This is a genomic window from Mycobacterium sp. 2-64 (assembly GCF_035918375.1).
GTDB lineage: Bacteria > Actinomycetota > Actinomycetes > Mycobacteriales > Mycobacteriaceae > Mycobacterium > Mycobacterium intracellulare.
The window spans coordinates 4,649,075-4,663,511 of sequence record NZ_CP142361.1 but is presented as its reverse complement, the minus strand read 5'-3'; the positions used below and the strand labels follow the sequence as shown (position 1 = coordinate 4,663,511).

The 14,437-nt window shown below is 66.9% G+C and carries 14 protein-coding genes; 10 read left to right on the top strand and 4 right to left on the bottom strand.

Annotation, left to right across the window (positions count from 1 at the left end; genetic code table 11):
* The first annotated feature begins 174 nt into the window (after positions 1–174).
* The 9 genes from QGN31_RS21660 to QGN31_RS21620 all read left to right on the top strand — a co-directional run bounded on the left by QGN31_RS21660 (position 175) and on the right by QGN31_RS21620 (position 10,124).
* The gene (locus QGN31_RS21660) at positions 175–852 is read left to right on the top strand and encodes a TetR family transcriptional regulator (protein ID WP_014383840.1); all 678 of its coding nucleotides are present in this window, start codon (positions 175–177) and stop codon (positions 850–852) included.
* Positions 853–864: 12 nt separating this feature from the next.
* Complete coding sequence (locus QGN31_RS21655) at positions 865–1,059, top strand: ferredoxin (protein WP_043954442.1); 195 nt, start codon at positions 865–867, stop codon at positions 1,057–1,059.
* Positions 1,060–1,061: 2 nt separating this feature from the next.
* Positions 1,062–2,306: a cytochrome P450 gene (locus QGN31_RS21650; protein WP_009952196.1), complete on the top strand. Its 1,245-nt coding sequence runs from the start codon at positions 1,062–1,064 to the stop codon at positions 2,304–2,306.
* A gap of 164 nt (positions 2,307–2,470) precedes the next feature.
* On the top strand, positions 2,471–3,532 hold the full coding sequence (locus tag QGN31_RS21645) for an amidohydrolase family protein (protein ID WP_026071473.1): 1,062 nt from the start codon (positions 2,471–2,473) through the stop codon (positions 3,530–3,532).
* Positions 3,532–4,776 carry a M24 family metallopeptidase gene (locus QGN31_RS21640; RefSeq protein WP_014383841.1) on the top strand — a complete coding sequence of 415 codons (1,245 nt, stop codon included), beginning with the start codon at positions 3,532–3,534 and terminating at the stop codon, positions 4,774–4,776. Before QGN31_RS21645 ends, QGN31_RS21640 begins: the two co-directional genes overlap by 1 nt.
* Entirely contained in the window at positions 4,766–5,905 is a 1,140-nt protein-coding gene (locus QGN31_RS21635) for a M24 family metallopeptidase (RefSeq protein ID WP_014379162.1), read from the top strand. The genes QGN31_RS21640 and QGN31_RS21635 overlap by 11 nt, the downstream gene beginning before the upstream one ends.
* Positions 5,906–5,907: 2 nt before the next feature.
* Positions 5,908–6,888 carry an enoyl-CoA hydratase/isomerase family protein gene (locus tag QGN31_RS21630; RefSeq protein ID WP_009952191.1) on the top strand — a complete coding sequence of 327 codons (981 nt, stop codon included), beginning with the start codon at positions 5,908–5,910 and terminating at the stop codon, positions 6,886–6,888.
* Positions 6,885–9,308: a CaiB/BaiF CoA transferase family protein gene (locus QGN31_RS21625; protein WP_036458227.1), complete on the top strand. Its 2,424-nt coding sequence runs from the start codon at positions 6,885–6,887 to the stop codon at positions 9,306–9,308. The genes QGN31_RS21630 and QGN31_RS21625 overlap by 4 nt, the downstream gene beginning before the upstream one ends.
* 6 nt (positions 9,309–9,314) lie before the next feature.
* The gene (locus QGN31_RS21620; RefSeq protein ID WP_014941300.1) at positions 9,315–10,124 is read left to right on the top strand and encodes an SDR family NAD(P)-dependent oxidoreductase; all 810 of its coding nucleotides are present in this window, start codon (positions 9,315–9,317) and stop codon (positions 10,122–10,124) included.
* Here QGN31_RS21620 and QGN31_RS21615 read toward each other — a convergent pair.
* The 3 genes from QGN31_RS21615 to QGN31_RS21605 form a co-directional block, all read right to left on the bottom strand.
* The gene (locus QGN31_RS21615; RefSeq protein WP_026071475.1) at positions 10,121–10,951 is read right to left on the bottom strand and encodes an SDR family NAD(P)-dependent oxidoreductase; all 831 of its coding nucleotides are present in this window, start codon (positions 10,949–10,951) and stop codon (positions 10,121–10,123) included. The two genes, QGN31_RS21620 and QGN31_RS21615, sit on opposite strands and share 4 nt — an antisense overlap.
* A gap of 23 nt (positions 10,952–10,974) precedes the next feature.
* Complete coding sequence (locus QGN31_RS21610; RefSeq protein WP_014383844.1) at positions 10,975–11,823, bottom strand: mycofactocin-coupled SDR family oxidoreductase; 849 nt, start codon at positions 11,821–11,823, stop codon at positions 10,975–10,977.
* Between the two features lie 238 nt (positions 11,824–12,061).
* Positions 12,062–12,712, bottom strand: a complete 651-nt coding sequence (locus tag QGN31_RS21605) for a TetR/AcrR family transcriptional regulator (protein WP_008253652.1) — start codon at positions 12,710–12,712, stop codon at positions 12,062–12,064.
* A 243-nt stretch (positions 12,713–12,955) separates the two neighbouring features.
* On the opposite strand from QGN31_RS21605, the gene QGN31_RS21600 reads away from it, so the two are divergent.
* Positions 12,956–14,086, top strand: a complete 1,131-nt coding sequence (locus QGN31_RS21600) for an acyl-CoA dehydrogenase family protein (protein ID WP_014941301.1) — start codon at positions 12,956–12,958, stop codon at positions 14,084–14,086.
* A gap of 8 nt (positions 14,087–14,094) precedes the next feature.
* Here QGN31_RS21600 and QGN31_RS21595 read toward each other — a convergent pair whose 3' ends face one another.
* Positions 14,095–14,364, bottom strand: a complete 270-nt coding sequence (locus QGN31_RS21595) for a DUF4190 domain-containing protein (protein ID WP_008253654.1) — start codon at positions 14,362–14,364, stop codon at positions 14,095–14,097.
* Positions 14,365–14,437: the final 73 nt, after the last annotated feature.

Genomic DNA, 14,437 nt, shown 5'->3' with positions numbered 1-14,437 from the left:
TTGACTGAAGGACGCTGCGAAGCTGCAATACCCGCAACCCGCGGGGCCAAACTCGGATACGCGACCGTAAGCCCGCGCCCGGGCCGCCTGTGCCGGCGGCCTCCCGCTCCAAGGTCGGTCTGTGGATTAAATCAAGCGCTTGACTTAACGGCTTGCGGCGGGTTGACTGGGCCGATGACCACCGTCGGCCGGACCGTGCGCACCGAGCGGGCCAGCTCCACCCAAGAGGCGATCTTGGTGGCCGCCGAGCGGCTCTACGCCGAGCACGGCATGTTCGCGGTGTCCAACCGACAAGTCAGCGAGGCCGCCGGCCAGGGCAACAACGCCGCGGTCGGCTACCACTTCGGCACCAAGGCCGACCTGGTGCGCGCCATCGAGCACAAGCACCGCGGACCCGTCGAGCAGCTCCGCGAGCGGATGGTCGACGAGTTGTTGGCCTCCGCCACCGCCGACGGCCGGGACGCCGAACTGCGCAACTGGGTGGCCTGCCTGGTGCGCCCGCTCACCGATCACCTCGAGGAGCTCGGAAATCCGACGTGGTACGCGCGGTTCGCGGCGCAGGCGATGACCGACCCCGCCTACTACAACATCATCGTCAAGGGCGCGCTCAGCTCGCCCTCGCTGGTTCAGGTCGTGGAGGGCATCAACCGGTGTCTGCCCGAGCTGCCGGCCGAGGTGCACTTCGAACGCAACATCATGGCCCGAAACCTGTTGATGCACACCTGCGCCGACCGTGAACGCGCGCTTGTCGCGGGAACGTTGACGTCCCATCGTTCCTGGCGCGCTGCGGCGTCCGGGCTCATCGACGCGATCGTGGGCCTGTGGCTGGCGCCCGTGACGGCGTACGAGTGAGGGGGTTTGAAGATGAAAGTGACTGTTGACCAAGATGTTTGCGCCTCGTCCGGGAACTGCGTCATGAATGCGCCCGAAGTGTTCGACCAGCGCGATGACGACGGCGTGGTCGTCCTACTCAATCCCAGTCCTACGGCCGACCAGGCCGAAGGTGCGAGGTGGGCGGCGGCCGCCTGTCCCGCCCTGGCCATCCACATCGAGGAATAGAGATGTCAGACATTCTGACGAGTGCCACCACAGAGCAGACCGCCGACATTCCGGACTATCCGATGGCCAGGGAGCCGCGCTGCCCGTTCGCCCCGCCGCCGGACGTCATGGCGCTGGCCGAGTCCCGGCCGCTGTCTCGGGTGCGGATCTGGGATGGCAGTACGCCGTGGCTCATCACCGGCTACGAGCAAGTGCGCGAGCTGTTCTCGGATTCGCGGGTCAGCGTCGACGACCGGGTGCCCGGCTTCCCGCACTGGAACGAAGGCATGTTGTCGACCGTGCACAAGCGGCCCCGGTCGGTGTTCACCTCCGATGGTGAGGAGCACACCCGGTTCCGGCGGATGCTGTCCAAGCCCTTCACGTTCCGGCGGGTGGAGGGTCTGCGCCCGACGATCCAGCAGATCACCGACGACCACATCGACACGATGCTGGCCGGCCCGCAGCCCGCGGATGTCGTTGCCGCCATTGCGCTTCCGGTTCCGTCGCTGGTGATCAGCCAATTGCTGGGCGTGCCTTACGAGGACGCCGAGATGTTCCAGCACCACGCCAACGTCGGCCTCGCGCGCTTTGCCGCCGCCGAGGACACCATGAAGGGCGCGATGAGCCTGCACAAGTACCTGGCTCAGCTGGTGGAAGCCAAGATGGAAAACCCTGCGGAAGACGCGGTTTCCGACCTCGCCGAGCGGGTCAAGGCCGGCGAGCTCAGTGTCAAGGAAGCCGCGCAGCTGGGCACCGGATTGCTGATCGCCGGGCACGAGACGACCGCGAACATGATCGGGCTCGGAGTGCTTGCGCTGCTGGAGAATCCGGACCAGGCCGCCGTCATCCGCGATGCCGAGGACCCGAAGATTCTCGCCAACGCGGTGGAGGAATTGCTGCGCTACCTCAGCATCATCCAAAACGGACAGCGCCGCGTCGCCGTGGAAGACATTCATATCGGTGGCGAGACCATTCGTGCCAACGAGGGCATCATCATCGACCTGGCACCGGCCAACTGGGACGCGCAGGCCTTCGCCGAACCCGATCGCCTGTACCTGCATCGCTCGGGAGCCGATCGCAATGTGGCCTTCGGATACGGCCGCCACCAGTGCGTGGGCCAGCAGTTGGCGCGGGCGGAACTGCAGATCGTGTTCCAGACCCTGCTGCGCCGCGTCCCGACGATGGAACTGGCCGTGCCGATCGAAGAAGTCCCGTTCAAGCACGACCGCCTCGCCTACGGCGTCTACGAACTGCCGGTGACCTGGTAGCCCAGCTCGCTGCCTTTGAAAAACTGCCGACAACAGCGGATCCGAATGGAGGGTCAACGATGACGACTCAAGCAAGCACGCTCTACCCGCCCGGAGGCTATGGCGCTCCGAAGGACCGGCGCGGCCACGCCGCCGGCAGCGATGTGGGCCTGCCCGCGGGGACCGTGGTCTTCTCGGCGGACAACCACATCTCGCTCGCCGATGACATCTTCTACCAACGCTTCCCGGAAGACCTGAAGGACAAGGCACCGCGGATCTGGTACGAGGAGGGCGCCTACCAGGTCGGCCGCAAGGGACAGTCGTTCCTGCCGGGTGATTTCAGCGCGGTCCTGATGCAGTACGACGACCTGCCCGGCGCCGCCAGCACCAACATCGAGGCCCGGATTCAGGAATTGCATGACGACGGGGTCGAGAAGGAACTGGCTTTTCCCAACGCGGTGCTGGCGCTGTTCCACTACCCGGACAAGCAACTTCGCGAGCTCGCCTTCCGCATCTACAACGAATACATCGCTGAGTTGCAGGAGCGCTCCGGCGGCCACTTCTACGGTGCGGGCCTGATCAACTGGTGGGACCCTCGGGGGACCCGCAAGACCCTCGAAGAGCTGAAGTCCCTGGGACTCAAGACGTTCCTACTGCCGCTCAACCCGGGCAAGGACGACGAGGGCAACATCATCGACTACGGCAGTACCGCGATGAAACCGGTCTGGGACGAGATCGAGGCCGCCGGCCTGCCGGTGACCCACCACATCGGCGAGACCCCGCCGAAGACCCCGTGTCAGTTCAACAGCGTGGTGGTCGGCATGATGATCAACGTCGACGGCTTCCGCGAGCAGTTCGCCAAGTATCTCTTCACCGGAATTCTCGACGATCATCCCGGGCTGCGGATCGGCTGGTTCGAGGGCGGAATCGCCTGGGTGCCATGGGCTTTGCAGGACGCCGAGCACCTGGTCGCGTCCTATCAGCACATGTTCAACCGGCCGCTGCAGCACGATGTGCGCTACTACTGGGACACCCACATGAGCGCGTCGTTCATGGTCGACCCCCTGGGCCTGCAGCTGATCGACCAGATCGGGGTGGACAGGGTGATGTGGTCCAGCGACTACCCGCACAACGAAAGCACCTATGGCTACTCGGAGAAGTCGCTGAAGGCCGTTGTCGACGCCGTCGGTCCGGCGAACGCGAAGAAGATCGTCAGCGACAACATCACAACGTTCTTGGGCCTGTAGTGAAGACGCTCGCGGACCTGGGCACCAGCAGAGGCAACGGACTGGTGATTCCCGAAACACCCGACCTGGCGCGCCTGCGCCGCGAGACGGGAGCGCGGCTGCGGTCGGCGATGACCGAACGCGGCGTCGACGCGATGATCCTGCTCGGCAACAACGCCGTCGTCTACGCCACCGGCGCCAGTTGGCCACTGGGCGACGCCGGACTGTCCTATGTCGAGCGCCCGGTGGCCGTGGTGCTCGCCGACGACGAGTGGCCGCACCTGTTCCTCCCGTTCCGGGAGGGGGCCGCACAGGAGTCGGATCTGCCCGCCGACCACCTGCACGGGCCGGTCTATCTCGAATTCGACGAGGGCGTGGCCCATTTCGCGCGGACACTCGCCGAGCTGATCCCGGCCAAATCGGTGGTCGCTGTCGACGAATGCACGGGGGCGATGTCGCGCGCCGCGAACGTCCTGTTCCCGAACGGGGCCCCCGTCGACGCCGCGGCCGTCGTCAGCGCGGCCAAGTCGGTCAAGACCCCGGACGAATTGTCGTGCATGCGCACCGCCATCCGGATCACCGACGAGGCCATGGTCGAGGTGCAGAAGCGGCTGGCGCCCGGGATACGTCAGATCGATTTGTCGGCAAGCTTTTTGCGACGCGCCTTCGAGCTGGGCGCCACGGCCAGCATGCTCGAACCGATCTGGCAGGTGATGCCGCCCAGCAAGGCCGAGGGCGTGTGGACCACGCACGGCGACCTGGCGTTGCCGCTGCTGAGCACCGAGCGCGAGCTGGCCGAGGGCGACGTGCTGTGGACCGACGTCAGCATCACCTACCAGGGCTACTGCTCGGACTTCGGACGCACCTGGATCGTCGGGCGGGACCCCTCCCCGCGCCAACAGGCGCAGTTCGACAGCTGGTTCGAGATCATGACCGCCGTCCTGGGTGTCGCCAAGGCCGGCGCCACCGCGGCGGACCTCGGCCGGGCCGCGATCAAGGCCAACGGCGGCACCAAGCCCTGGCTGCCGCACTTCTACCTGGGCCACGGCATCGGCGTCAATGCCGCCGAAATGCCGATGATCGGAACGGATCTCGGCCAGGAGTTCGACGAGAATTTCGTCCTTCAATCCGGGATGGTGCTGGTTTTGGAGCCCGTGGTGTGGGAGGACGGCACCGGCGGCTACCGCAGCGAAGAGGTCCTGGTGATCACCGAGGAAGGCTGGATCCGTTTGACCGACTACCCCTATGACCCCTATGGGAACTGAAGTCCTGCCCGACGAGCGCGCGCTGCGCTCGGGGCGTCGCCAGCGGGCGCTCGACCAGATGGCCGCGCACGACCTCGATGTCCTGGTCCTCGGCCGGCAAGCCAATGTCCGTTACGTCACCGGCGCGCCGCAGCTTTGGGTCGCCGGCACCCGGCCGTTCGGTCCGACCTGTGTGGTGGTGCGGGAGACAGGTGCCGTGCACCTCCTCAGCACGTGGGACGAGGGCGTGCCCGACGACATCCCCCACGAGAACCTCTACGGCATCTCGTGGAACCCGGTGAACACCATGTCGGCGCTGCAGCGCATCGACGGCGCGGCCGATGCACAGCGGGTCGGAACCGACGCGCTCTCACCGGTTTTCGCGCAGCTGCTGCCGACCGCATTCCCCAACGCCCAGCTGATCGACGGCGAGCTCGCGATGCGGGCCGCACGCCGCGTCAAGACGGCGGAAGAGATCGCCGCGGTGCGGGAGTCCGTCGCGGTGGCCGAATCGGCCCTGGCGGCCGCGGTCGCGGAATTGCGGCCCGGGGTGAGCGAACAAGCGCTGGCCGGCGTCGTGTTGGAGGCCTCGGCGGCCGGCGGCGTGAGCACGCCGTCGAATCAAGACGTCGCGTGGGCGACCTCGCGCACGCACCCGTGGCGGCGCGCCGACGGCGGTGACCGTGTTCAAGGCCGCATCCAGGACGGCGATCTGGTGGCGTTCTCCGCGGGAGTCCTGGCCGGCGGGTACGTCGGCGAGGTGGGACGCACCTGGCCGGCCGGCAAGAAGCAGGTTCCCGGCGGCGCCGCGGCCCTCTATCGGCGCTGGGACAGCCTGTGGGACAGGCTGATCGGGGCCTGTCGGCCCGGCGCCGGCGCGGCCGAGCTGATGGCCGCGTACCACGCCGCGGGGGAGCCGGACCCACCGATGCCGGTCGCCCGTGGCCTGGGCATGGGGTTCGACCCACCCGTCGTCTCCAAGCATCTGCCCGCCACCGCGGCCGGCGAACGTCTGGAACCGGGGATGGTGCTCGCCGTGACGGGTTATGTCTGGGAAGAAGGAGTCGGCGCGGTATTCGGGCGAGAAGCGGTCCTGATCACCGCCGACGGTCCGGAAGTGCTCACCGCCAGCCCGTTCTGGCAGCCCTAGCCATGACCGATCCCGCAGAGCCACCGGCCGACGAGATCATCCGGTACGACAAAGACGCCGAGACGCGGATCGCCACGATCACGTTCGACCGCCCGGATTACCTCAACGCGCCGACGATCGCCGCGCGCCTGCGCTACGCGGATTTGTTGCACCGCGCCGGCATTGACGACGACGTCAAGGTCCTGGTGGTCCGCGGAGCCGGCGACGACCTCGGCTCGGGTGCGGACCTGGTCGAGGTGATGCGGGTCCGTGCCGCGGCCGACCAAGGGCCGCGGCTCGCCGAATACCGGATCGGTGCCCAGGAGGTCAGGCACCCGCCGGAGGGCTCGTTTCGCAACGGCGCCACGCTCGGTCAGTGGTATGCCAATCCGAATTCCGGCATCCGCGGCCTGCAGGATTTCAAGAAGATCAGCATCCTCGAAGCCAAGGGCTACTGCTACGGCTGGCACTTCTACCAGGCCGCCGACGCGGACCTGGTGATCGCCAGCGACGACGCCCTGTTCGGGCATCCGTCGTTCCGGTATTACGGCTGGGGTCCCCGCATGTGGTGGTGGGCGCAGACCATGGGCATCCGCAAATTCCAGGAAATGGTGTTCACCGGACGGGCTTTCACCGCCGCCGAGATGTACGACTGCAACTTCCTCAACAGCGTGGTGCCCAGGGACCAACTCGAGGCGGAGGTCGAGAAGTACGCCTTGGCCTGCGCCCGCAACCGCCCCACCGACACCGTCTTCATGCAGAAGGTCTTCTTCGAGATCATGAAGCAGTTCCAGGGCGAGTATCTGGGCAGCATGCTCAGCGGTGTCTTCGAGTCGATGGGCGCCATGGTGCGCCCGGATGTCGGTGACGAACTGACGCTCGCTGACGCCATGGAACAGGGGCTGGGCGATGCGGTCAAAGACAACGACGGCAAGTTTCCCGCCGAGTGGCGCCTGAGCAAGAAAGCCCGCAAAAAAGCCAAAGCGAAGAAAAAGAACTCGTGACGCCATCCCGGGTCGAACCGCCACTGAACGGCTATACGGTGATCGATCTGTCCACCGGCATAGCGGGCGCCTACTGCACCAAGTTGCTCTGCGACGGTGGCGCCGATGTCGTGAAAGTCGAGCCGCCGCAAGGAGATCCGCTGCGCAAATGGTCTGCCTCGGGAGTGCCCATCGCGCCCGGCGACGACGGCGCGTTGTTCGGCTTCCTGGCCGGTGCAAAACACAGCGTCATCGCCGACCCCTCCGACGAGGACGACGCCGAGCTGGTGAACCGGCTCCTGGCCTCCGCGGACGCGGTGGTCTGGTCCGCCGGTTCGAACGTGGCCGAGCACCCGGCCTTCGCGCCGCGCGCCATCCACCGGCGGCACCCGCAGCTGACCGTCACGGCGATCACGCCGTTCGGGCTGGAAGGCCCCTGGCGTGACCGCGCCGCAACGGAATTCACGCTGCAGGCGTGGTCGGGAGGAATCGTCGGGCTCGGCCGCGGCGAGCAGGAACGCCCGCCCGTCTTCGTCGGCGGTCAGGTCGGCGAGTACCTGGCCGGAGCCTACGCGAGCGCGGCCACCCTGGCGTCGCGATGGCGCCGCTTCGACGGCGGGCCAGGGGAACTGCTGGACCTGTCGATGCTCGAGACGCAGATCCTGTGTCTCACCTATTACCCGGTGTCGTACTTCGAGGTGCTCGGGCGGCCGTGGCGGGACATGCGACGGCCGACGATTCCGGGCGTGGCTCAGGCGAAAGACGGACTGGTGGACCTCGGCTGCGGGACCGCGCAGCAGTGGTTCGACTTGTGCGCGATGGTGGGCCACCCGGAGTGGATCGACGAGGAATCGCCGCTGTCGATCACGGAGCAGGCCAACATCCACGCCGAGGAGCTCTTCGACTGGCTGGCCCACACCACGGTCGCCGAAATCCGGGAACTCGCTTCGGCGTTCCGCATTCCCAACGCGCCGGTAGCCAACGGCGCCAACGTCACGTCGTTCGATCAGTTCGTGGAACGCGGTTCGTTCGTCCGCAATCCGCGCGACGGCTACCAGCAGCCGGGTCACCCCTACCGGATGCGGCCGGCGCAGTTGCGCGGACCGCGCCCGGCGCCGCGGTTGGGGGCGCACACCGAGCATTACCGGGCCGCGAACCTCCCCGCCCGGCCTACTCCGACGGGCGTAGCAAAAGCACTGCCACTCAGCGGCATTCGAGTGCTGGACATGACGACATTCTGGGCGGGACCCTGCGCCACGCACTTTCTGGCGATGCTCGGCGCCGAGGTCATCCACGTCGAATCGACGCGACGGCCGGACGGCACGCGGCTGATCGCCGGCGTGCCGGTCACCGAGGAGCAATGGTGGGAGAAGTCGCCGATCTTCGAGGCGCTGAACACCAACAAGAAGGGTCTGACGCTGGACCTGCAGAGCCCGCGCGGCAGGGAGTTGTTGCGCCGGCTCATCGCCACCTGCGACGTCGTCGTGGAAAACTTCACCCCCCGGGTGCTGGACCAGATCGGGCTGGATTTCGCCACCGTTCAATCGATTCGGCCCGACGTGGTGATGGTGCGGATGCCCGGCTTCGGCCTCGAAGGGCCATGGCGTGACAATCCCGCCTTCGCCTACGTCATCGAAGCCGCCTCCGGAGTCAGTTGGCTCACCGGCTACCCGGACCGCACACCCTATGACCCGTATTCGATCGGTGACCCCAATGCCGGTGTGCACGCGGCCAACGCCCTGCTACTGGCGCTGGAGCATCGCCGCCGAACGGGCGAGGGCGTGTTCGTCGAAGCGGCAATGGTCGATGCGGCCCTGAGCATCTCGGCCGAGCAGGTCCTCGAGTACTCGGCGTACGGGGCGCTGCTCGAGCGCGCCGGCAACCGTGGACCGGCGGCCGCACCGCAGAACCTCTACCTCAGCGCGGATATCGACGAATTCGGCCGGCTCGACAGCTGGGTCGCCATCGCCGTGGCCACCGACGATCAGTGGGCGAAGCTGTGTCGCGCCATCGGATCACCCTCCTGGGCAACGGATCCCGGGCTGACGACGCACGCCGGCCGCAGTGAGCACCACGATCTGATCGACGAACAACTCGCAGCCTGGTGCCAACGGCGCAGCCGCGACGAGATCGTCGCAACCCTCTGGGACGCCGGAGTGCCGGTGGCCAAGGTCATGCAACCGCATCGTCAAACCGAGCTGGAGCAGTTGGCGTTCCGCGGCTTCTTCGAAGAGGTCGACCACCCGGTCAACGGTCCGGCTAGGCTCAGCACCGTGCCGATGAGATGCTCAGCAGGGCCCGACAAGTTCCACACCGAGCACGCGCCGCTGCTCGGGCAGCACAACCGCGAGCTGCTGGCCGGGCTCGGGTTGTCCGACGCCGAGATCGCCGGCCTGGAATCCGACGGTGTCATCGGCCGCGCGCCGGCGATGCACGGCTGATCGACGATGGCGATCGACCCCTCGAACATCCTGCTGACCGGCCGCGTCGCGGTGGTGACCGGCGGGGGCGCGGGCATCGGCCGCGGCATCGCGGCCGGAATGACGGCTTTCGGCGCTCGGGTGGCGATCTGGGAGCGCGACCCCCAAACCTGCGCACAGGCAGCCGAATCCATCGGCGGCCTGGGGATCGTCACCGATGTCCGAGACGGCGGCCAGGTGGATGCCGCGCTGGAACGCACCATCGCGGAACTGGGCACGCCGACGATCCTGGTGAACAACGCCGGCGGCGTGTTCTCCTCGCCGTTGCTGGAAACGAGCGAAAACGGTTGGGACGCGCTCTATCGCGCCAACCTGCGCCACGTGCTGCTGTGCAGCCAGCGCGTCGCCCGGAAGATGGTGTCCGAGGGCCTGTCCGGCAGCATCGTCTCGCTGACCTCGATCGAGGGCGTGCGCGCGGCGCCGGGCTACGCCGCCTACGCGGCCGCCAAGGCCGGTGTCATCAACTACACCAAGACCGCGGCGCTGGAGTTGGCGCCGCACGGGATCCGGGTCAACGCGATAGCCCCGGACATCACGCTCACCGAGGGGCTCGCGCAGCTCGGCGGCGAGGCCGCGACGAGCGCCATGCGCGACATGGTGCCGCTGGGCCGTCCCGGCCATGTCGACGAAATCGCCAGCGCGGCAGTATTTCTGGCCTCCGACATGGCGGCCTATCTGACCGGCCAGACGCTGCACATCGACGGCGGCACCCAGGCCTCCAGCGGGTGGTATCACGACCCGCGGACCGGCGACTACCGGCTGGGCCCGTCGACCTAGTGCGTCCAGCCCTCGGCGGCCTGTTCGTCGAAGGTCCGGTCGATGCGCTCGAACCTGCGGCGGATGGACGCCCGGGCCGCCGCGTGCGGCAGGATGTACAGCCGGTTGGCCAGGATCGCATCGGCGGTCAGCCGCGCGACATCGTCGGCGCTGACGCTCTCGTCCTGGGTGGGCAACGTCCCGAACGCGCCCTCGGGACTGGCCGACAGCCCGTAGTCCGCGCCCCGGATTCGCTCGGAATTGGAGACCAGCTTGGTTTCCACGACCATCGGGCACAACACCGATACGCCAATGCCATTGGCCTTGACCTCACGCGCCAGTGTCTCGGCGAGTCCGACGACACCGTATTTGGCGACGCCGTACGTCCCCAGACCGGCGTTGGGCACCAACCCGGCGAAGGACGCGGTGAAGGCGATGTGCCCGCCGCTGCCCTGTTCGATCAACCTGGGCACGAAGGCCTCGACGGCATGGATCGATCCCCATAGGTCGATGTCGATCACCCAGCGCCAGTCGTCGTGGTTCATCTGGCCGATCGGCCCCGCGACGACGATGCCGGCATTGCTGAAAACGACGTCGACGCTGCCGAGCAACCGGAAGGCTTCGTCGGCGAGGTGAACCATCTCGTCGAGATTCCGGACGTCGCAGACCACTCCGTGGGCGTCGAAACCCTCGCCGCGCAGCCGGTTCACCGCCTGTTCCAGCGCGGGTTGATCGACGTCGGAGAGCACCAGGCGGGCGCCGCGATGGGCGAATTCGGTGGCCGTGGCCAGGCCGATGCCGCTGGCACCGCCGGTGACCACGGCCCCGCGGCCGTCGAAGCCAGACAGAAATCCGTCCATGGGACGGAACTCTATTTCAGGCAGCTACCCGCGTCGATCGGCAGGGTCACACCGGTGATGTAGCGCGCCTCGTCCGAGGCGAAGAACAGCACGGCGTTGCTGATGTCGATCGGCTCGACCCACGGGATCGGCAGCGTGTGGAACAGCTGACAGATCGGTGCCATGTCGTCGGGGCCCGGGTTCTCCAGGTCCGGCCGGAACATCTTGAACGTGCCCTCGTTGTGCAGCATGGGGGTCTTGACGTGCGTGGGGTGCACGGAGTTGACGCGAATCATGTGCTGTCCCAATTCAACTCCGAAGGCGCGCATGAGCCCGACGACACCGTGTTTGGCCGCGACGTAGTGGCCGGTGTGGGGGTAGGCCTTGAGCCCTCCGACCGAGCTGGTCAGGATGATGGATCCGCCGCGACCGCCGGCCAGAAGATGGGGCACACCGGCTTTCACGGTTTTCCACACCCCGGCCAGGTTGATGTCGATCATCTCGGTCCAGTCTTCTTCGCTGGTCTTGTCCAAAGTCTCTCCGCCGTTGCCGATTCCGGCGTTGGCCACGATGATGTCGAGCCGGCCGAGTTGCTCGACGCCGCTGTCGACCGCCGCCTTGAGCGCGTCGTAATCGCGCACGTCGACTTCGGCCGTGAAGATCCTGCGGTTGTGCCCCTTGACCAGGTCGGCGGTCTCGGCGAGGTCCTCGGGCGTCGACGCCGGGATCGCGGTGTCCAGCACGCCCTCGCGGATGGGCTTGCAGATGTCGACGGCGATGATGTCGGCGCCCTCCTCCGCCAATCGCACCGCATGGCTGCGGCCCTGACCGCGCGCCGCTCCGGTGACCAAGGCGACTTTGCCCTCAACACGTCCGGTCATGGCTACCTCAACTCCTGACTTGATCTGATCGGCTCGCCTGCGCGGAGAACAATCGCGTCCCCGGATCGTGGGTCTTGCCGCTTTTGAACTCTGTCATTCGGCCAACACGGGTGTCAATGGCGAATCCGTTTCGGCCATTTGTGGTTCTAGATATTAGAGAATCTCATTCTCACGGGCAAACGGCGTGCGCTATCTGCTCAGCTCCGGAGTGAGGAAGATTACGGCCCGTGGGGGCGTGCTACGCGACGAAACCGCGCGAGCAGAAGTCCCATACCTCTTCTGCGGTGATGGGGTGGGTCGTCGCGTCGTCGGGGCCGCCGCTGGACTGCGCGATGAACATCACCGTCTGCATGGTCATGGCGGCCACGCGCTTGGGATTGATGGTGTTACGCAACTTGCCGGCATCGTGAGCCGCGTCCATCAGTTCCGTCAGCAACGCCAGGAGCGGAGCATGCGCGACCTTGACCTCGGCCGGATGCGTCACCAGCAGCCGCGGAGCAAAGTCGGTGAACAGCGGGCGCTTGGCGGTCGGATCCGGGCGCGAGGCCTCGTACAGCAGTTGCACGGCGACCTGCAGCCGCTCCAGCGGATCCGTGTGGCTTTCCGTGGCGGCGCGGATCTGGTCGGCCGAGCGGCTCAGCGCGTCTTCGAACAGCGCCAGCAACAGCTCGTGCTTGCCGTCGAACTGCAGGTAGAAGCTGCGCAGCGACTGGCGGGAGCGGTCGACGACCTCCTGGACGGTAAAGTCGGTGCTGCCCTTTTCGATGATGATGGCCTGGGCGGCGTCGAGGAAGCGCTGAACACGTTGCGCCGCACGCAGTTTCGCCGTCTTGATGGACCGCTCGACAGCGCGTTGCTTCCAGGCCGGCTCTTCGCTGGGACTGGTCACGGCCGACTCAGGTGATTGCCGCGCTGGGAGAACATGGTTGGACTCTACCGGAGAACGCCGTGACATCGCTGCGCTCGACCCCCTCACGGATCACGTGTCGGAGATTGTAACTTTCTTACCACGAGAATACTATTCTCTTAGACGTGTGTATGGAAGCGTAATCGCAAGAGTGAACCGCGCCGCTGGCGGAAAGCGTGATCTACCGGCGGCGCGATTGCGCTCAGGACCATTTCGGGAAGTGCCGTGCAGCTGACGTTTGACGCCGACGTGGAGGCGTTCCGCGCCGAATTCATCGCGTTCCTCGATGAACATCTGCCTTCCGAGGCCGAGGCACTCGACCGGCCGCGGTCGAGTTCGGACATCCCTACGTGGGCCCGCCGTTGGCAACGCCTGCTGTTCGACAGCGGATGCCTACTGCCCGGCAACCCGCCCGAGTTCGGCGGGCGCAACGCGACGCTGCTGCAGCAATACGTGTACCAAGAAGAGTTGTCACGACGGCGGATCTATCAAAGCTTCAACCCGCAGGGCGTGGGCATCATCGCGGCGTCGTTGTTGACGTTCGGCACCCCCGAACAGAAGCAGCGCTGGGCGGTGCCGATCCTGCGGGCGGAGATCACCGCGTCACTGGGCATGAGCGAACCGGGCGCGGGATCCGACCTCGCGTCGCTGAAAACCCGTGCGGTGCTTGACGGCGACCACTTCGTCGTCAACGGGCAGAAGGTGTGGACATCGGGCGCCCATCACGCCGACGTGCTGTTGACGTTCGTGCGCACCGATCCGGGCGCCCCAAAGCACAAGGGCATCAGCGCGTTACTGATTCCGACCGACACCCCCGGTGTGGTCCGCCGTCCATTCGCGTCGATGGGCGACATCGAAGACGTCGACTTCAACGAGGTCTTCTTCACCGACGCGCGGGTGCCGGCCGAGAACCTGGTGGGGGAGCTCGACGCGGGCTGGCGCGTGGCGACCGGTTCGCTCGGTCACGAACGCGCGATGCTGTGGCTGGATTACGCAGACATGTTGCACGCGCTGACCGTCGAGTCCAGGCCCGCGGGGCCCGTCCAGCGGGATCGCTACGCGACGCTGGCCAAAGCCGCGCGCGGCGAAGAGGACGTGCCGGCCCAGTCGGTGCTCAAACTGCTGGGATCGGAGGCAATGCAACGCGCCTGCGAAGACGCGCTGGGCGCCAAGGGCGGGGAGGGACTGGCGTTGCACGGGGTCACCGCCCCGTTCGCCCCACTCAACCTGGACAGCCACTACGGCGCCTGGTTCGACCGGTACGCGCGCACGTTCGCCGCGACCATCGCCGGCGGCACCTCGGAAATTCAGCGCAACATCATCGCCGAACGCGTGCTGGGGCTCCCGCGGAATTGATCCGCGCGTCAGTGCCTGGCGACGTCCAGCCTGGCGTAATAGCCGATGGCGACGAGACCGACCAGTATCGCGATCACGCCTAAAACCATTCCCGCCAACGCGGTTCGGGGATTGTTCGCCTCCCCGCGGGCGACGCGCCGCCGGGCGACGTCGCCCGTCACCACCGCCGCGATACCGAACGGCACCCCCAGCATCATCCAACACGTGATGAGCCCGACCAGGCCCAGCAGCAGCGAGGCGACGCCGGCCTCGTTGCGCGGTGCGTCGGGGTGACTCATTGCGTCCCATCCTTATGGTGTCGGGACGAGTCTACGTGGACGCCGCCGAGAAGAGGCCCGCCGATCGGCACCG